Genomic DNA, 15,562 nt, shown 5'->3' on the forward strand with positions numbered 1-15,562 from the left:
GAATCGACCCCGCCCCGACCGCCCTCCCCCGCCGCCGGCCCTTGATCCGGATCGTGTTCGCGAGCACCCCTCAACGTCTTGTATTGTTTGCGGCGGAGGATTCGCCTAGAGGCCTAGGGCGCACGCTTGGAAAGCGTGTTGGGGGCAACCCCTCACGAGTTCGAATCTCGTATCCTCCGCAGCCGCCTTAACGGGCGAACGGAAGAGCCGGACCGCTGATCGCGGTCCGGCTCTTCTGCGTTCGAGTCTCGTATCCTCCGCGGGTCGGCCCGGATCCGCCTCCAACGGCGGACGCCGTCCTCGAACGGCCTCCTCGGAGTGCTGGGGCGGGTCATCCTGGGAAGCCCGCGACGGGTCTGCCCGATGCGACGGCCTGAGCCCACGAGGTGCCCCGGAGCCGGTTCCGGAGTCGTGGGCGGGGCGGCCGGCAGCCGGAGTGCCAGGATGCCCGGATCGGCGTACAGCGACGTCCGCCGGCTCGCCCACGCCATCGACGCAGGCCGGGCCATCACCGTCGAGTACGTGGCCGCCTCGGGCAGCCGGACCGCACCCTGTCCCGCATCCACAGCGTCCTGAGCGCCACCTGACAGCCACCGCCGGGTCGCCCAACTCGGCTCTCCGCTCCGTCCGTTGGTCCGAAGTCGTTGCTCTCTGCCATGATCTGCCCAAGGTCACCGGGTCACCTTCGGAGAGATCAATGGATGCATCACTTGCACAGTTAGTGGCCACCGCAGTCGCCCAAGGCGCCCTGGGCACCGCAGGGTCCGGGGCCATGGAGGGACTCCTCGGGATGATCCGGCACCGGTTCCGCCGCGACGGCGCGGCGATGGGAGCCCTGGACTCGGCCGGCTCCGGAACGGGACCGCTGGTCGAGGCCCTCTCGCGCCACATCGAGAACGACCCCGACTTCGCCGAGGACCTGCGCGACTGGATCAAGGAGTACGGGAGCGGCCCGGGCAGCGGCGCCGGCCAGTCCACCCAGCTCCGGCACAGCAACCAGGTCATCGGTACCGTGCACGGCAGCGTCATCCAGGGCCAGAACGTCCGCGGGCGCTTCAGCCTCCGTGGGCTGCGCGGCGACAGATGAGCGATCGTCCCGCGGGTACGCGGTCCTCGTCCGAGCGGACCGACAACGAGATCTCCGGCGGCTCACGCGTGGGCGGCAATGCCTACCAGGCCAGGACCATCCGGTTCGGCGGCCGCTCGGTGGGGCTCACCCTCGTCTCCCTCGCGCTCGTCGCGGCCCTGGCCGGGGTCGTCGTCGTGGTGGTCGAACGAGGGGGCGGCACGAAGGAACAGCCCGCTGCCGGGCCGACCGCGGCGGCCGCGGTGCCGGTGAACGCACCCTCCCCGGGCCCCACGCCCTCGCCCACTCCCCCGCAGACGGCGCCGAGCGCATCGGCGCCGGCGGCTCCGGGACCACAGCCGGAGAAGTCGGCGACGGGCAGCCTCGCGTTCAAGGGTGCCAACCTCTACTGCGGAGGCTGGCAGTCGTCGAGGCAGTCGGCGAACCTCAGGGTCGCTTCCTGCGTCCAGGTGGACCCGGCCCACTCCAGTGCGACCTTCGGCGTCATGGTGAAGAACGTCGGCAAGACCCAGGTCGTGGCCCGCGCCCTCGTCCAGACCGCGGGTCTGGGCGGTTCGCCGGAGTGTCCCCAGGGGCGGTACTCGCCCGGCACGCTGCGGATCGACCCCGGGCGGATCTGGTTCAGCGACCTCGGCCGGTGCAGCGTAGGGCGATTGGAGAACAAGGACTTCCAGACCCTCGGCGCCGCGATCGAAGACCCCGACGGCACGGGTGACGTCCAGCAGGGCGGTGCCGTCTACTCGGCGCATGTGTGGGTGGGCGACGGGCAGGTGAAGTGCAAGATCGGGGAGCTCTGGACGACGTCCTGCGCCTCCTTCGCCTACCCCCCGAAGGACTGAGCGCAGACGGGAGGGCCCGGCCGCCGAGTCGCGGTCGGGCCCTTCCGCGTTCCCCGGTGGCGGGACCGGGGTCGCCGCACCGGGCGTGACCTGGTCCTCAAGCGGCGCTCAGGCAGGACTCCGGCGGCCGTGCCTACCGTCGGGACCGGGATCGCGGTGTCCGCCGCGGCATCCGCCCTACAGCGTCTCTCACCAAGGAGTCCGATCATGACCGTGCGCGTCCTCGCCCTCGTCGGCAGCCTCCGGGCCGGCTCGCACAACCGTCAACTGGCCGAGGCGGCCGTCAAGCACGCGCCCGGTCACGTCTCCGTCGAGATCCACGAGGGTCTCGCCGACATCCCCTTCTACAACGAGGACATCGACGTCGAGGGCTCCGTCCCCGGCGCGGCGGCCGACCTCCGGGCGGCGGTGGCCGGGGCGGACGCGCTCCTGCTCGTGTCCCCCGAGTACAACGGCACCATCCCGGCCGTGCTGAAGAACGCGATCGACTGGCTGTCCCGCCCGTACGGCACCGGCGCGATCACCGGCAAGCCGGTCGCCGTCATCGGTACCGCCTTCGGCAGCTACGGCGGCGTGTGGGCCCAGGACGAGGCCCGCAAGTCCGCCGGCATCGCCGGCGGTGCGGTCCTCGAGGAGGCCAAGCTCTCCGTCGCCGGTTCCGTGACCCGCTTCGCCGAGACCCACCCCGGCGACGACACCGAGGTCGCCACCGCGGTCCTCCAGGTCCTCGAGCAGCTCGCCACCAAGGCGAACGCCTGACGGCCACCCGCCGCAGCCGCGCCGGAACCTCACGCTGCGGCCGGGTGACCGGCCGGAAAGGAACACCGCCATGCTCACGCTGACTCCCCGCCAGGGCCCGGCCCCGAGGGTCTTCGGCCCGGCCCCGCACGGTCAGGGCTCGCAGATCTCCCCGATCATGCTGCAGGAGGAGCTGTGGGGACGGATGCGCGCGCTGCCGTACGTCTACATGGCGCCGACGCTGGTGTCGGTCCCGCACGCCCGGTCGCTCTTCATCCCCGAGGGCATCGGCACGGGCCCGGCCGAGGCCTTCCAGCGCGGCAGGGAGTGGGCGCACATCCACCCCCACCACGACGGATCGCTCCACCTCACCCTCCCGAAGGAGGCCGAGGAGGACGTCATCGCCGCGGGCTGGGGCGTGCACCACCCGGTCCAGGCGGTGGTGCTCGTGTACGGGCCGCGGACGGCGGAGGAGCTGGAGACGGTCTGGGAGATCATCCAGTTCTCGTACCGGTACGCGGTCGGGGCCAAGTGACCCGTCCCACCCCGCGCTAGGGGGAAACAGACCCGAGGAGGACCGGACCGCGTCTGCGGTCCGGTCCTCTCGGCGTCCGGCGGCCCCCTAGCCGAGCTGGGCGGCGGCCCAGCGGGCCCAGTCGCGGCGCATCGCGTTGAAGCGGAGGCCGTACTCCAGGGCGATGCGGCCGTGTACCGACAGCGTGTCCTCGCCCCAGTCGATCGACTGCTCCAGGGCGCGCAGGTCCTCGTACTCCTGCTCGGAGAGCTCCATCAGGCCGGTCAGGTAGGCGCTCGCCTGCTCGGGGGGCAGGACCCCGAGGAAGAAGACCCGCAGCAGGATGTCGCTGCGGGTGTTGCGCTGCGGCTTGGTCTCCGTCAGCCAGTGGCGCAGTTCGGCCAGGCCCTCGTCGGTGAGGGTGTACTCCTTGCGGCCGCGCGGGCCCTCCGCCGAGACGCTGATCAGCCCTGCGGCGGCGAGCTTGGTCAGCTCCCCGTACATCTGGCTCTGGGTGGCCGGCCAGACGTTGGCCAATGAGGTCTCGAAGCGCTTCAGCAGGTCGTAGCCGCTGGCCGGGCGTTCGGAGAGGAGTCCGAGGAGGGCGTGTCGAAGGCTCATACCCCTCACCTTACATTCCATCCTTGACATGTCATTTTTGGAAGGTCTATCTTCGACATGTCAGAACAGGAATGTGAAAGCGGCGGGCAGCCGCAGTCGGGGGTCTTCGATGTCGTACGTGCGCACCTTCCTTCCCTGGATCGTCTTCGCGGTCATCCCGTCCGCCCAGTGGCAGTGGGGCGCACTGGCCGCGCTGGTGGCCGCGGTGGCGGTGGCCTTCCAGCAGCGCCGGGAGGGGGCCGGGTTCGACGCGCTGATCATCGAGATCGGTTCGGCGGTCTTCTTCGCGGCCCTGGCGGGCATCGCCTTCGCCGACCCGCAGTCGGCGGTGCACGGCTACTCGGCGGCCCTCTCCTCGGGTGTCCTGGCCCTGGTCGCCGCGGTCTCGCTGCTGATCCGCAAGCCCTTCACGCTGGGCATCGCCAAGCGCACCACCCCCCGCGAGGTCTGGGGGCTGCGCCCCTTCGTGCGCGCCAACACGGTCATCACCGGGGTCTGGACGGCGGCCTTCGCCCTGACCGCGGGCGCCCTCGCGCTCCTCGCCCACGCGGGTCAGGGCCACTCGACGGCGGCCACGGCCGTCCAGGCCGCCGGGTTCGTCCTGCCGATGCTCTTCACCTCGCGCTACGTCGCCTCCCTGCAGGCGGGAGCCGCCGCCGGCCGGTGAAACGGCTCCGGGAGCCGCGGCGGGGGCGGGCAGGCGGCGGGGCAGGGGTTACGCGCGGCGCAGGGCCTCCTGCGCCGCTACGTATTTCACCATCAGACGGGCCAGCTCCAGCCGGTCGCGCTCGCTCCAGTCGGCGGTGATGTGCTCGTACGCCGAGCGCTGGTGGCGGCGGAAGCGGGCCATCAGCTCCTCGCCCTCGGGGCTGAGGTGCAGGACCGTGCGGCGGCCGTCGCGCTGGGAGGCGGCGCGGACCAGGTAGCCGGCGGAGATGCAGTCGGACACCATCCGGCTGGCCACCGAGGGGTCGACGCCCAGGTGGGAGGCGACCGCGCCGACGGTGACCTCGGTGTCGTCCCGTGCGATCTCCAGGACGACGTTGAGGACGAGGGTCCGGCCGAGGTCCTTCTGGGAGATCGGGTTCTCGACCTCCAGGAGCGAGGAGCGGCGCAGCTTCCCGAAGGCGGGGCCCACGGCGTTCAGCAGCTCTTCGGCCACGGCGGCCTCGACGGCCGTCTCCGCCTCGTGATTCTTCATGGGCCCCATCGTATCTACATGACTCTCCGCAGACATGTGTTGACATGAAAACGTGTGCGTGTAAGCATGCATATGTATTCAGTCAAAGAAAGTCCCGAGCGGAGCGGAGCCTCCCATGACCACTCTCATCACCGGCGCCCGCGGCAAGGTCGGCCAGGGCGTCATCGCCCGCCTGCACTCCGCCGGCCACCCGGTCCGCGCGGCGAGCGCCCGTCCGGCCGAGCTGACCGTCCCGGCCGGGGTGGAGGTCTTCGAGCTCGCCCTCGACCGGCCGGAGACCTTCGCCGCCGCCCTCGACGGCGTCCGGCAGGTCTTCCTCTACCCCGAGCCCGCCGGGATCCAGGAGCTGGTCAAGGCCGCCGAGGCCGCCTGCGTGGAGCACGTCGTGCTGCTGTCCTCGTCCTCGGTCCTCGGTCCGGACGCCGAGACCGACCCGCTCGCCGGCCACAGCCTCAAGGTCGAGCGGGCCCTCACCGCCTCCTCCCTGACCTGCACCTTCCTGCGGCCGGATGCCTTCGCCAGCAACTCCTTCGGCTGGGCGTACGCCATCGGCCGGTCGATGCCGGTCCAGCTCGCCTACCCCGATGCGCAGATCGCGCCCATCCACCCGGAGGACATCGCCGACATCGCCTTCGAGGCCCTGACCGGCGACTCCCTCACGGGCCGCTCCGTCACCCTCACCGGCCCCGAGTCGCTCACCTTCCGCGACCAGCTCGCCGTGCTCTCCAGCGCCATAGGCCGGGAAATCCCGGTCGAGCGCATATCCCGCGAGGCCGCCGAGCAGCAGATGTCGGCCTTCATGCCCGCGCGGATGGCCGGTTCGCTGCTCGACCTGTGGGCCGCCGCGAGCCACGGCCCGGCCGCCGTCGCCGACACCACCGACTCCCTCCTCGGCCGTCCCGCCCGCAGCTACGCGCAGTGGGCCGCCGAGAACGCCCTTGCCTTCACCGGGAGCTGACCTGCCATGAAACCCATCGGCTACTGGCTCAACCGCACCGACCAGGCGCTGACCGCCACCATGGACGCCCTGCTGGCCGCCTTCGGACTCACCCGCCTCGCCTGGCAGGTCCTCAAGGTGATCGAGGACGACCCCCGGGCCACCGACACCGTCGTACGGGCCGTCCTCGCGGCCAACGCCGGCGCCGAGGAGCTGACCGCCGCCATCGAGGCGGTCCTGGCCGGCGGCTGGGCGTTCCGCCCGCAGCCGGAGGGGCTCGCCCTCACCGATGACGGGCGGGTCCGTCTCGCCGAGGCGGGTGTGCGCGTCGCCGCTTTCCGGGAGCGGTCGACGGCCGGCATATCCGTCGAGGAGTACCGGACCGCCGTCGCCGTGCTGGAGCGCATGACGCACAACCTCGAACGGGCCGGGTGAGCGCACCGACTACGGCTCGGTCGCGGGAGGCCCGCCGATAGGGTGGGCCGGTGCCCACGTACTCCATCGCCCAGGCCGCCGGTCTGCTGCGCGTGAGTCCCGAGACCGTCCGCCGCTGGGCCGACTCCGGGCGGCTGCCCGCCCTGCGCGCGCCCGACGGCACGCGGGCCGTCGACGGGCCGGTGCTCGCCGCCTTCGCCAAGGAACGGGCCGCCGGACCGCACCCGCCGCCCGATCGGGCCGCGGCCACCTCCGTGCGGAACTCCTTCTCGGGGATCGTCACCGCGGTACGGGTGGACGACGTGGCGGCCCTGGTGGAGATCCAGTCGGGCCCGCACCGCATCGTCTCCGTGGTGACCCGGGAGTCGGTGGAACAGCTGGGCATCGAGGTGGGCGTCAGCGTCACCGCCCGGGTGAAGTCGACGGAGGTCTACGTGGACGTGCCCCTACCGGCTCCCGCAGTACGCGGACGTCCCGCGCACGGAGGTCCACTTCATGGAGACCTCGGACGCGATCGGCCCGCTGGGGGCCAAGTCGATGAGCGAGAGCCCCTTCAACCCGGTGGCCCCGGCCTTCGCGAACGCCCTGCGCGACGCGACGGGCATCCGCTTCACGGAGCTGCCCGTGACACGTGATGTGGTCTGGCGGGAAATCAACCGGAAACTGCAAGGTGGAACCGACGATTGATCACACAGGTGCCACTCATGGGACCCTCCCAACCTGGCAGATGAGGTTCCACCACCCCTTCAGCGGGGCATCACTGCTCCATGGCCTCACTCCTGCTGCACGGCGACCTCGACCACCCGGCCCGGCTGACCGTCGCCGACCTGCGGCGCCGGCCGCAGCACCGCGCCAGGGTCGTCTTCGACTGCGCGACGAACGGCCCGCAGCACCACGTCTTCGAGGGCGCTCTGCTGCGGGACGTCATCGCCGGCGCCGGCCCCGTCTTCGACGCCCGCCGCCGCAAGGACCGCAGCCGCTACCTCCTCGCGGTCAGCGGCGGCGACGGCCACCACACCGTCCTGTCCTGGGCCGAACTGGACGACGACTTCTGCGGAAGCCCGGTCCTGCTGGCCACCCGCCTCGACGGCGAGGACCTCGACGGCCCGGGCAGCCAGCTGGTCGTCCCGACCGACCGCTGCGGCGCCCGCTACGTCAGCGCGGTGACCCACGTCTGGTTCGGCACCCTGGACGTCCCGGCGCTGATCGGGGTCTGAAAACACGCCCCTCCTCCACCCCCGCGCACACCGTCACCCTGCGCCACCGCTCGCTACGATCAGCGACGACGACTGGTCGGACGGGTCGAGAGGCGGACGGACGATGATGGTGCGAACGGCACGACGCGCGGGGAAGGCCCTGGGGGCGTGCGCGGCGGCGGCGCTGCTGGCCCTGGCCACCCCGGCGGGCACCGCGCAGGCGGCGGAGGGGGTCCTGGAACTCGACGGGACGGAACATGAGGACCCGTCGGGCTGCTACCGGCTGGGCGACTTCGCGCCCCCGAAGGTCGCCAACCACACGGACGGGACGGCGTGGGTGTGGTCCGGTCCGGACTGCGACGGCCAGGTGACGCAGCAGATCGATCCCGGCCAGACCGCCATCGCGCGCGGCCGGAGCCTCTACATCGAATGAGGGTCCCGGCCGCGCCCCGGCGGGCCCTATGCGGCCTGGAGGGAGACCTCGGTCGACTTGATCAGGGCGACGACGGAGGAGCCGGCGGCCAGGCCGAGCGCGTCGACGGCGTCGGCGGTGATCGCGGCGGTCAGCCCGCCGCCGTTCACGTCCACCTTCACGGAGGCCATGGCCGGACCGGTGGCGACGTCCACGACGGTGCCGGGGATCTGGTTGCGGATGGACAGCCCCTCGACGGCCCCGGTGGCCAGCGCCACCTCGGTCGCCTTGACCAGAGCCCTCACGGAGGAACCGGCGGCCAGTCCCAGCTCCTTGACGGCGTCGACGGTGATGGCGGCGGTGATGTCCTGGCCGCCGTCGAGACGGACCTTGACCGTCGCCATGGCCTCACCGGCGGTGATGGCGGTGACGGTTCCGGCGATCTGGTTGCGGATGCTCAGGCTCATGGGTGGCTCGACCTCTTACGTAGTCACTTCGCACGGTCCGGGAAGAACCGCGCGGGACCGACCGTATGACCGGTTCGATCATCGCGCCGGAAGCCCCTCGCATCCACCAGCCAGAACCACCCGTGCGCCTCGCCCCTGCCACGACAGGCACGCCGGGCCCGCACGCCGGGGCACAACAGCCCCCGCCCGAAGCCCGGTTGGAGGCTAGCGCGGCCTGACGGCGGCGACGGCGACGGCCGGCTCGGGCCGCCGTCCGGCCATACGGCACCCGAGGCACTCGGCGTGGCCCTCGCGCGCGGCGTGGTCGCGGACCCCCATGGGCCAGTGTGCCCGCGGGCGCGGGCCGGGCCCCTTGCCCCAGCCGGCCAGGTGGAGAACCCAGGTCAGCACGGCGGCCGCCGCCATGACGGCCGCCCCGATCCATATCCCGGGCGTCCAGCCGCACACCCCCAGACCGATCACCCCCGCCCCCACGGCGGCGACGGCGGTCCCCGCCCATCCGGCGACCGTGTGGCCCTCGTCGTATCCGTGCGCGCTCATACGTCACCCCTGTCGACCGACCTATGATGTCTTAGTCAGTAAGCAATTTATCTTAGGCACTAAGGGATTTTCAATGGAGGGCACACCCCGCCCCGACGCGTCCGTTCCGGCCGCGATCAGCGCGATGGACGACCTGATCGCGACGAGCATGGTGGCCCAGCAGGAGTTCGCCCGGAACCTGGGCCTGAGCCCCACGGACCTCATCTGCTTCGCGTACGTCCTCCAGGCCGGGGACACCCCCGTCAGCGCCGGCGACCTCGCCGCCCGCGCGCACGTCACCACCGGCGCCGTGACCGGCATCGTCAACCGGCTGGAGCGCGGCGGGTACGTGACCCGGCAGCCCGACCCCGCCGACGGCCGCCGCGTACGCGTGGTCGCCGTGCCCGAGGCGGCGCAGCGCGTCCGGGCGGTCTACGAGCCGTACTACGCACTCCTCGCGCAGCTGTTCGCGACGTACAGCCCGGACGAAGTGGCGGTCCTGAACGACTGGTTCACCCGCGCGGGCGCCCTGGCGGCCGCCTACCTCGCCGACTCCTGCGGCCCCTGACCCGCCCTCCCCCGCGTGGCGTTCACTTCCAGCCCATTGCAACGAACACCTCTCGCTCGTTGCATTAAATCCCAGGCTCACTGCAACGATTTAACGCATCTGACCTCTACATATTCCATCCACTGGCGACTTCGCTGTTGCCAGCCTCCTGAACGCAACATAGCGTTTCTCATGTCGGAAACGCCGATGAACGAACGCCGAGCGCAGGAGACCACGATGCAGAAGTTCGCCACCACCGCCCCCGTCTCGGCCGTCCTCGACATCCCGGCCGGACGCATCCAGCTCATCGCCGCCGACCGCGCCGACACCACCGTCGAGGTCCGCCCCGCCAACCCGTCCAAGAGCCGCGACGTGAAGGCGGCGGAACAGATCACGGTCGACTTCCGGGAGGGCGTCCTGCGCGTCGCGGCCGCCCCTGCCAAGAACCGCCTGCTGGGCAACTCCGGCGCCGTCGAGGTGACCGTCCAGCTGCCCGCCGGCTCCCGCGTCGAGGCGAAGGCGGCCGCCGCCGACCTCCGGGGCGTCGGACGGCTCGGCGACGTCGTCTTCGACGGCGCGCAGGCCCAGGTCAAGCTGGACGAGACGGCCTCCGCCCGGCTGACCGTCCAGGCCGGTGACGTCGCCCTCGGCCGCGTCGGCGGCCCGGCGGAGGTCAGCACCCAGAAGGGCGACATCACCATCGCCGAGGCCGTCCGGGGCACGGTCACCCTCACCACCCAGCACGGCGACATCTCGGTCGGCGCCGCCCGCGGGGTCTCCGCCACCCTGGACGCCGGTACGGGCTACGGCCGGATCGGCAACGCGCTGAACAACACCGACGGCCCGGCGGCCGCCCTCACCATCCGGGCGACCACCTCGTACGGCGACATCAACGCCCGCAGCATCTGAACCGGCTGCCGGGTCGACGGGAGCGGGGTGGCGAACCCCGTCACCGGCTGATCCGGTCCACCCCGACGCCGGAGATCCGCCCGAGGCCGTCGAACCCCACCTCGACGGCGTTCCCGTCCGGCAGCTCGGCCACGATCCGCCCGCCCCCGTCCTCGGTCCGGTACGGCACCCCGTGGTGCTCGAAGAACCCGCGGACCACCTGCGGTGCCGAGTGGCCGATCAGCCCGGCACCCGTGAGCAGCACCCGCGGCAGGGCCACCGGCTCCAGAGCGGCGCGCGGGACCCGCGGGTCGTCGGGCAGGAAGTACACCCGGGTACCCGGCCCCGCCATCTGCCCCAGGTAGCCGGGAGCCCCGACCACACCCATCCCGGTGAAGGCGAGCATCTCGGCGGCGCGGTCCGGGTCGTCGAACCCGGCGAGATCGACGACCTCGGCGGCCAGTTCGGGGATCCCGTGCGCCCGCCCGTACCGCTCGACGGCCTCCGTCAGGGCGACCACCTCCTCACCCCGCCACCCCGGGTTGGCCCAGCCCCACATCCAGGAGCGCTCGTCCCTGTCGTAGGTGCCGAGCACGGCCACCCGCAGCTCCAGCCCGCCCTGCTGGTAGGTGCAGGAGGACAACTCGGCGGTCCAGGGACCGCCGGGCAGGAAGGAGCCGAGCACGTGGAGCTGCTCCGCACCCCAGGCGGCATGCCGCTCGGCCTCGGACAGAAACGCATCACTGAACCGGTTCGTCATGCGCCGAACCCTACGAACCCCGGCCGCCGCTGCTCCGGCCGGGGGAACGACGGGCCCTCAGGAGAACTTCGGCATCTCCCCGACCCGCGTGTCCATGTCGATCACGGCGAACGCCGCGCCCTGCGGGTCGCCGAGCGCGGCGAAGCGGCCGAAGGGGCTGTCCATGGGGCCGAAGTACAGCTGCCCGCCGCGCGCCTTCGTCTTCTCCACCGCCAGGTCGCAGTTCGGGACGCCGAAGTAGACCTGGACATAGGACGGGACCTGCGGCGGGAACTCCTCGCCCATCTTCATCCGGCCCAGCACCGGATGGTCGGCGCCGCCCACGCTGAAGACCTTGAAGTCCATCCCGGCCGCCGCCTGGTCGCCGGACCCGCTACCGCCGGTGTCCATCTGCCGCGACTCGTACGGGAAGACGCGCTCCAGGAACGGGTCGGCCTTGCCGGGCTCGCGGGTGTAGACCTCGGCCCAGGCGTACGAACCCGCCTCACCCAGCTTCTCGAAGCCCTTGTGCTCACCCGGCTGCCAGACGCCGAAGACCGCGCCGCTGGGTTCTTTGGCGATCGCCATCGTGCCGAACGTACCGACCCGCATCGGCTCCATCATCAGCGTGCCGCCCGCGGCCTTGATCTTCTCGGCGGTGGCGGTGGCGTCGTCCGAGGCGAAGTACAGGCACCACTGGGACGGCGCGTCGGCGCCCGGCATCGGCGGGACGACGGCCGCGACCGCCTTCCCGTCGGAGTAGGCCTGCGTGTAGTTGCCGTACTCGCTGCTGGCTTCGCCGAAGGTCCAGCCCAGTACGTCGGCGTAGAACTCCTTGGCGGCCTCCACGTCGGTGAACATCGCATCCACCCAACAGGGGGTGCCTTCCGGGAACTCGGCCATGGTCGCTCGACTCCTGTGTCGTCCGTCATCCGTCTGTCATCCGGCCCGTGCGTGCCTCCCACGCTAGGGCGGGGGTCTGACAACCGCGCGCCGAACGGGCGCGGGGCCCGGTCCCGGGGGAGGCTGGGGGCATGGACGAGATCACCATCCGGCTCGCACAGGACCCGGAGGCCGACGCCCTCCTCGGCCGCAGCCCGCTGGCGGCACTCACCGGGATGCTGCTGGACCAGCAGGTGCCGATGGAATGGGCGTTCTCCGGCCCGTGGACGATCGCGCAGCGCCTCGGCGCCGACGACCTGGACGCCCACGCCATCGCCGCGTACGACCCGGAGGCCTTCGCCGCGCTGCTGTCGCGGAAGCCGGCGGTGCACCGGTACCCGGGGTCGATGGCGAAGCGGATCCAGCAGCTCTGCGCGTACCTGGTGGAGCACTACGCGGGGGACGCGGAGGCGGTCTGGGCGGACGCGGAGACGGGGGCGGAACTGCTGGCCCGGCTGAAGGCGCTCCCGGGGTTCGGGGAGCAGAAGGCGCAGATCTTCCTGGCGCTGCTGGGAAAGCGGTACGGGGTCCGGCCGAAGGGGTGGCGGGAGGCGGCGGGCGGGTACGGCCCCGCGAACGTCTACCGCTCGGCGGCGGACATCACGGGCCCGGAGTCCCTGGCGAAGGTCCGCGAGTACAAACAGGCCGCGAAGGCCGCCGCCAAGGCATCCGCCAAGGCCCCCGGCGGCTCGTAGGACCCGTACCGCTGCGCGGAGCGTCCCGCCGCGCAGCGGACAGCCGCAGGACGTCCTCTCCTACGCCGGCAGCGCCACCCTGGCCGGGCCCTTGCTGCGCAGCGCCGACGCGTAGACCTCGTCGGCGTCCAGCCGCCGCAGTTCCTCCGCGATCAGCTCCGCCGTGCTGCGGATCTTGAGGGCGACCTTCCGGTCCGGCCAGCCCGGCAGGACCAGCGTGGCCAGCGATCCGGTGGGCCGGTCCACCACGACCTCCCCCGCGGAGGTCTCCAGCCGCACCCGGGTGATGACCGGGCCGTCGGTGGCCACCCGGGCCACCTGCACGCCGAGGCGGTCCTCCAGCCAGCGCGCCAGCAGCTCGGCACTGGCGTTGTCGGCCTCGCTCTCCACCGCCGCCGCGGTCACCGGCAGGGTCCTCTGGTCGAAGGCGCAGGCCAGCAGCGAGCGCCACGGCGTGAGCCGGGTCCAGGCCAGGTCGGTGTCACCGGGGGCGTACGCCGCCGCGCGGTCGGCCAGGACGCCCACCGGGTCCGCCGCCGCCTGGGCGTCGGTGATCCGGCGCTGCGCCAGCGCGCCCAGGTCGTCGCGGGCGGGGTCGGCGGGGGCGTCGGCCGGCCACCAGGCGACCACCGGCGCGTCCGGCACCAGCAGCGGCAGCACGATCGAGCCGGCCTGGGTGGTGAGTTCCCCGTGCAGGCGCAGGATGACGATCTCCCCGGACCCCGCGTCCGAGCCCACCCGCAGCTCGGCGTCCAGCCGGGTGCGCCGGCGCCGCCGGTGGGTCCGCTTGATCACCGCGATGATCCGGCAGGGGTGCTCGCGCGAGGCCTCGGAGGCCGCGCGTACGGCGTCGTAGGCGTTCTCCTCGTCGGTGACCACGACGAGCGTGAGCACGAGCCCCATCGTGGGGCTGCCCACGGCGCGCCGGGCCGCCAGCAGGGCCCGGTCTATCTTGCTGGACGTGGTGTCGGTCAATTCGGTCCGCATGGATACGAGTCTGTCAGCGGCTGCCGTAACGCGGACAACCGGTTCGCTTGATTCCCCCTGGACTTCAACGCCGCCGACGGGCCGTGCCGAAGAGCGAGCGGGAGATCTCGCGCCCCAGCTGCGTACCGACCGAGCGGGCCAGTGAGCGGAACAGTCCGCTGCCGACGACCTGTTGGGCCAGCGAGGGTTCCGGTTTCGGGGCGCTGCGCGTGGCCCGCTCCGCCGCCTTGGCCTGCTTGTCGGCCTCCGCCGCCGCGGCGGCGGCCTCCGCCTCGGCCTCGGCGGCGGCCTGTTCGGCGGTGATCTTCTCGTACGCCGACTCCCGGTCGACGGGCTCCGCGTAACGGGAGTACAGGAGCGAGGCCTTGACCGCGGCGTCGAGGGCCGCCGGGTCGACCGGTCCCATCAGTGACTGCGGGGCGCGCAGCCGGGTGGCGGCGACGGGGGTGGGGGCACCGGTCTCGCTGAGTACGGTGACGACGGCTTCGCCGGTGCCGAGCCCGGTGAGCAGCTCTTCGAGGTCGTAGGGGGAGTTGGGGAAGGTCCGTACGGTGGCCTTGAGGGCCTTGGCGTCGTCGGGGGTGAAGGCGCGCAGCGCGTGCTGGACGCGGTTGCCGAGCTGGGCCAGGACGTCGGCGGGGACGTCCTTCGGGGTCTGGGTGACGAAGAAGACGCCGATCCCCTTCGAGCGGATCAGCCGCACGGTCTGGGTGATGGATTCCAGGAAGGCTTTCGAGGCCCCGTTGAAGAGGAGGTGCGCCTCGTCGAAGAAGAAGACCAGTTTGGGCCGCTCCAGATCACCGACTTCCGGGAGGTCTGCGTAGAGGTCGGCGAGCAGCCACATGAGAAATGTAGAGAAAAGCTGCGGTTTGTCCTGTACGGCGGGAAGTTCCAGTACGGAAATCAGCCCGCGCCCGTCCGGAGCCGTTCGCAGGAATTCACTGGTGTCGAATTCCGGTTCGCCGAAGAATTCCGAGGCACCCTGCTGCTCGAATGCGGTGAGTGCCCGCAGGATCACCCCGGCGGTGACGGTGGAGAGCCCGCCGATCCCCTTCAGCTCCGACTTCCCCTTGTCGGAGACGAGGAAGGCGACGACGGCCCGCAGGTCCTTGAGGTCGATCAGCTCCAGGCCCTTGGAGTCCGCGTAATGGAAGATCAGGCCGAGCGACTGCTCCTGCGTCTGGTTCAGCTGGAGCACCTTCGACATCAGCACCGGCCCGAACGCGGTCACGCTCGCCCGGACCGGGATCCCGGGGCCGATCCCGCCGAGCGAGTAGAACTCGGCGGGGAAGCCCGCGGGCTCCCAGGCCTGGCCGACGTCCCGCGCCCGCTCCTCGGTCCGCCCGCCCGGCACGCCGGGGGCGGAGATCCCCGAGACGTCACCCTTGATGTCGGCGAGGAAGACGGGCACCCCGTTGGCGGAGAGCTGCTCGGCGATCAGCTGGAGGGTCTTGGTCTTGCCCGTGCCGGTGGCGCCGGCGACGAGCCCGTGGCGGTTGAGCATCGACAGCGGGACGCGGATCTGCCGGCCCGGCAGGCAGGCCCCGTCCCAGAGCAGGGCCCCCAGCTCCAGCGCGGGCCCGGTGAAGGCGTAGCCGGCGGCGATCGCGGCGGCCGGACCGTCCGGCTCCGTTTGTCCCTCCGCGGCGGCGGCCGGCTCGGGCGGGTCGGTGCTCTGGCTCATGCGTCACTCCCGGAATAGCCCTGTGTGCCACTTTTGCACCGCTGGAGCGAGGCTGCGCCCGGAGGCACCGGCCCGGTAGGCTTTCCGTGTGATCTTCAAGCGCATCGGTAGCGG

21 protein-coding genes, 1 tRNA gene and 2 pseudogenes are annotated in these 15,562 nt (G+C 72.0%); 16 read left to right on the top strand and 8 right to left on the bottom strand.

Going from position 1 to position 15,562, the window contains the following annotated elements:
- Window positions 1–94 precede the first annotated feature (94 nt).
- The 6 genes from VR44_RS21785 (at window position 95) to VR44_RS21810 (ending at window position 3,199) form a co-directional block, all read left to right on the top strand.
- A tRNA-Ser gene (locus VR44_RS21785) sits at window positions 95–179 on the top strand.
- A gap of 265 nt (window positions 180–444) precedes the next feature.
- Window positions 445–576 carry a hypothetical protein gene (locus VR44_RS48480; RefSeq protein ID WP_281187166.1) on the top strand — a complete coding sequence of 44 codons (132 nt, stop codon included), beginning with the start codon at window positions 445–447 and terminating at the stop codon, window positions 574–576.
- Window positions 577–772: 196 nt separating this feature from the next.
- Window positions 773–1,087, top strand: coding sequence for a hypothetical protein (locus tag VR44_RS21790; RefSeq protein ID WP_157880372.1), 315 nt, complete (start codon window positions 773–775; stop codon window positions 1,085–1,087).
- Complete coding sequence (locus VR44_RS41380; protein WP_157880373.1) at window positions 1,084–1,926, top strand: hypothetical protein; 843 nt, start codon at window positions 1,084–1,086, stop codon at window positions 1,924–1,926. Before VR44_RS21790 ends, VR44_RS41380 begins: the two co-directional genes overlap by 4 nt.
- Window positions 1,927–2,133: 207 nt before the next feature.
- Window positions 2,134–2,685, top strand: coding sequence for an NAD(P)H-dependent oxidoreductase (locus tag VR44_RS21805; RefSeq protein ID WP_045949254.1), 552 nt, complete (start codon window positions 2,134–2,136; stop codon window positions 2,683–2,685).
- Between the two features lie 70 nt (window positions 2,686–2,755).
- A complete protein-coding gene (locus VR44_RS21810) occupies window positions 2,756–3,199 on the top strand; it encodes a luciferase domain-containing protein (protein ID WP_045949255.1) in 444 nt (147 codons plus the stop codon).
- A gap of 87 nt (window positions 3,200–3,286) precedes the next feature.
- Here the strand turns inward: VR44_RS21810 and VR44_RS21815 are convergent, their stop codons facing one another.
- On the bottom strand, window positions 3,287–3,799 hold the full coding sequence (locus tag VR44_RS21815) for a PadR family transcriptional regulator (protein WP_045949256.1): 513 nt from the start codon (window positions 3,797–3,799) through the stop codon (window positions 3,287–3,289).
- A gap of 109 nt (window positions 3,800–3,908) precedes the next feature.
- On the opposite strand from VR44_RS21815, the gene VR44_RS21820 reads away from it, so the two are divergent.
- Window positions 3,909–4,466: a hypothetical protein gene (locus VR44_RS21820; RefSeq protein ID WP_045949257.1), complete on the top strand. Its 558-nt coding sequence runs from the start codon at window positions 3,909–3,911 to the stop codon at window positions 4,464–4,466.
- A 48-nt stretch (window positions 4,467–4,514) separates the two neighbouring features.
- Here VR44_RS21820 and VR44_RS21825 read toward each other — a convergent pair whose 3' ends face one another.
- Window positions 4,515–5,000 carry a MarR family winged helix-turn-helix transcriptional regulator gene (locus tag VR44_RS21825; RefSeq protein WP_045949258.1) on the bottom strand — a complete coding sequence of 162 codons (486 nt, stop codon included), beginning with the start codon at window positions 4,998–5,000 and terminating at the stop codon, window positions 4,515–4,517.
- A gap of 115 nt (window positions 5,001–5,115) precedes the next feature.
- Here VR44_RS21825 and VR44_RS21830 point away from each other — a divergent pair, with 115 nt between their 5' ends.
- From VR44_RS21830 to VR44_RS45185, 6 genes and pseudogenes are all read left to right on the top strand, one after another.
- Entirely contained in the window at window positions 5,116–5,958 is an 843-nt protein-coding gene (locus VR44_RS21830) for an NAD(P)H-binding protein (protein ID WP_045949259.1), read from the top strand.
- 6 nt (window positions 5,959–5,964) lie between these two features.
- Window positions 5,965–6,372, top strand: a complete 408-nt coding sequence (locus VR44_RS21835; protein WP_045949260.1) for a hypothetical protein — start codon at window positions 5,965–5,967, stop codon at window positions 6,370–6,372.
- 50 nt (window positions 6,373–6,422) lie between these two features.
- Window positions 6,423–6,818, top strand: a pseudogene (locus tag VR44_RS42820) (TOBE domain-containing protein); the annotation flags it as partial.
- Window position 6,819: 1 nt separating this feature from the next.
- Window positions 6,820–7,059, top strand: a pseudogene (locus VR44_RS47375) (hypoxanthine oxidase); the annotation flags it as partial.
- 80 nt (window positions 7,060–7,139) lie between these two features.
- Window positions 7,140–7,589 carry a molybdopterin-dependent oxidoreductase gene (locus tag VR44_RS21845; RefSeq protein WP_045949261.1) on the top strand — a complete coding sequence of 150 codons (450 nt, stop codon included), beginning with the start codon at window positions 7,140–7,142 and terminating at the stop codon, window positions 7,587–7,589.
- A gap of 103 nt (window positions 7,590–7,692) precedes the next feature.
- Complete coding sequence (locus VR44_RS45185) at window positions 7,693–8,001, top strand: hypothetical protein (RefSeq protein WP_045949262.1); 309 nt, start codon at window positions 7,693–7,695, stop codon at window positions 7,999–8,001.
- A gap of 26 nt (window positions 8,002–8,027) precedes the next feature.
- Here VR44_RS45185 and VR44_RS21855 read toward each other — a convergent pair whose 3' ends face one another.
- Both VR44_RS21855 and VR44_RS21860 read right to left on the bottom strand, forming a co-directional pair.
- Entirely contained in the window at window positions 8,028–8,447 is a 420-nt protein-coding gene (locus VR44_RS21855; RefSeq protein ID WP_045949263.1) for a TOBE domain-containing protein, read from the bottom strand.
- Window positions 8,448–8,651: 204 nt separating this feature from the next.
- Window positions 8,652–8,987, bottom strand: coding sequence for an HGxxPAAW family protein (locus VR44_RS21860; protein ID WP_045949264.1), 336 nt, complete (start codon window positions 8,985–8,987; stop codon window positions 8,652–8,654).
- Between the two features lie 73 nt (window positions 8,988–9,060).
- Between VR44_RS21860 and VR44_RS21865 the strand changes: the two genes are divergently transcribed.
- On the top strand, window positions 9,061–9,534 hold the full coding sequence (locus VR44_RS21865) for a MarR family winged helix-turn-helix transcriptional regulator (protein ID WP_045949265.1): 474 nt from the start codon (window positions 9,061–9,063) through the stop codon (window positions 9,532–9,534).
- A gap of 216 nt (window positions 9,535–9,750) precedes the next feature.
- A complete protein-coding gene (locus VR44_RS21870) occupies window positions 9,751–10,422 on the top strand; it encodes a DUF4097 family beta strand repeat-containing protein (protein ID WP_045949272.1) in 672 nt (223 codons plus the stop codon).
- A gap of 40 nt (window positions 10,423–10,462) precedes the next feature.
- Here the strand turns inward: VR44_RS21870 and VR44_RS21875 are convergent, their stop codons facing one another.
- Together VR44_RS21875 and VR44_RS21880 are read right to left on the bottom strand one after the other, a co-directional pair.
- Window positions 10,463–11,161 (bottom strand): DUF6882 domain-containing protein, encoded by a 699-nt coding sequence (locus tag VR44_RS21875; RefSeq protein WP_045949266.1) that lies wholly within the window; start codon window positions 11,159–11,161, stop codon window positions 10,463–10,465.
- Window positions 11,162–11,218: 57 nt separating this feature from the next.
- On the bottom strand, window positions 11,219–12,043 hold the full coding sequence (locus VR44_RS21880) for a VOC family protein (RefSeq protein ID WP_045949267.1): 825 nt from the start codon (window positions 12,041–12,043) through the stop codon (window positions 11,219–11,221).
- Between the two features lie 131 nt (window positions 12,044–12,174).
- Between VR44_RS21880 and VR44_RS21885 the strand changes: the two genes are divergently transcribed.
- Complete coding sequence (locus VR44_RS21885; protein ID WP_045949268.1) at window positions 12,175–12,777, top strand: HhH-GPD-type base excision DNA repair protein; 603 nt, start codon at window positions 12,175–12,177, stop codon at window positions 12,775–12,777.
- Window positions 12,778–12,837: 60 nt separating this feature from the next.
- Here the strand turns inward: VR44_RS21885 and opcA are convergent, their stop codons facing one another.
- Together opcA and VR44_RS21895 are read right to left on the bottom strand one after the other, a co-directional pair.
- Window positions 12,838–13,764 (bottom strand): glucose-6-phosphate dehydrogenase assembly protein OpcA, encoded by a 927-nt coding sequence (opcA, locus tag VR44_RS21890; RefSeq protein WP_045949269.1) that lies wholly within the window; start codon window positions 13,762–13,764, stop codon window positions 12,838–12,840.
- Window positions 13,765–13,828: 64 nt separating this feature from the next.
- Entirely contained in the window at window positions 13,829–15,448 is a 1,620-nt protein-coding gene (locus VR44_RS21895) for a helicase HerA-like domain-containing protein (RefSeq protein WP_045949270.1), read from the bottom strand.
- Between the last annotated feature and the right edge of the window lie 114 nt (window positions 15,449–15,562).

The sequence above is a fragment of the Streptomyces katrae genome, assembly GCF_000966975.1.
In the GTDB taxonomy this organism is placed as follows: Bacteria; Actinomycetota; Actinomycetes; order Streptomycetales; family Streptomycetaceae; genus Streptomyces; species Streptomyces katrae.

Coding starts and splice junctions, on each gene's coding strand:
- VR44_RS41380 (WP_157880373.1), top strand. CDS start 1,084: ATGAGCGATCGTCCCGCGGGTACGCGGTCCTCGTCCGAGCGGACCGAC.
- VR44_RS21810 (WP_045949255.1), top strand. CDS start 2,756: ATGCTCACGCTGACTCCCCGCCAGGGCCCGGCCCCGAGGGTCTTCGGC.
- VR44_RS21895 (WP_045949270.1), bottom strand. CDS start 15,448: ATGAGCCAGAGCACCGACCCGCCCGAGCCGGCCGCCGCCGCGGAGGGA.
- VR44_RS21870 (WP_045949272.1), top strand. CDS start 9,751: ATGCAGAAGTTCGCCACCACCGCCCCCGTCTCGGCCGTCCTCGACATC.
- VR44_RS21865 (WP_045949265.1), top strand. CDS start 9,061: ATGGAGGGCACACCCCGCCCCGACGCGTCCGTTCCGGCCGCGATCAGC.
- VR44_RS21835 (WP_045949260.1), top strand. CDS start 5,965: ATGAAACCCATCGGCTACTGGCTCAACCGCACCGACCAGGCGCTGACC.
- VR44_RS21820 (WP_045949257.1), top strand. CDS start 3,909: ATGTCGTACGTGCGCACCTTCCTTCCCTGGATCGTCTTCGCGGTCATC.
- VR44_RS21860 (WP_045949264.1), bottom strand. CDS start 8,987: ATGAGCGCGCACGGATACGACGAGGGCCACACGGTCGCCGGATGGGCG.
- VR44_RS21790 (WP_157880372.1), top strand. CDS start 773: ATGGAGGGACTCCTCGGGATGATCCGGCACCGGTTCCGCCGCGACGGC.
- VR44_RS21875 (WP_045949266.1), bottom strand. CDS start 11,161: ATGACGAACCGGTTCAGTGATGCGTTTCTGTCCGAGGCCGAGCGGCAT.
- VR44_RS21830 (WP_045949259.1), top strand. CDS start 5,116: ATGACCACTCTCATCACCGGCGCCCGCGGCAAGGTCGGCCAGGGCGTC.
- VR44_RS48480 (WP_281187166.1), top strand. CDS start 445: ATGCCCGGATCGGCGTACAGCGACGTCCGCCGGCTCGCCCACGCCATC.
- VR44_RS21855 (WP_045949263.1), bottom strand. CDS start 8,447: ATGAGCCTGAGCATCCGCAACCAGATCGCCGGAACCGTCACCGCCATC.
- VR44_RS21845 (WP_045949261.1), top strand. CDS start 7,140: ATGGCCTCACTCCTGCTGCACGGCGACCTCGACCACCCGGCCCGGCTG.
- VR44_RS21825 (WP_045949258.1), bottom strand. CDS start 5,000: ATGAAGAATCACGAGGCGGAGACGGCCGTCGAGGCCGCCGTGGCCGAA.
- VR44_RS21805 (WP_045949254.1), top strand. CDS start 2,134: ATGACCGTGCGCGTCCTCGCCCTCGTCGGCAGCCTCCGGGCCGGCTCG.
- VR44_RS21815 (WP_045949256.1), bottom strand. CDS start 3,799: ATGAGCCTTCGACACGCCCTCCTCGGACTCCTCTCCGAACGCCCGGCC.
- VR44_RS21885 (WP_045949268.1), top strand. CDS start 12,175: ATGGACGAGATCACCATCCGGCTCGCACAGGACCCGGAGGCCGACGCC.
- VR44_RS45185 (WP_045949262.1), top strand. CDS start 7,693: ATGATGGTGCGAACGGCACGACGCGCGGGGAAGGCCCTGGGGGCGTGC.
- opcA (WP_045949269.1), bottom strand. CDS start 13,764: ATGCGGACCGAATTGACCGACACCACGTCCAGCAAGATAGACCGGGCC.
- VR44_RS21880 (WP_045949267.1), bottom strand. CDS start 12,043: ATGGCCGAGTTCCCGGAAGGCACCCCCTGTTGGGTGGATGCGATGTTC.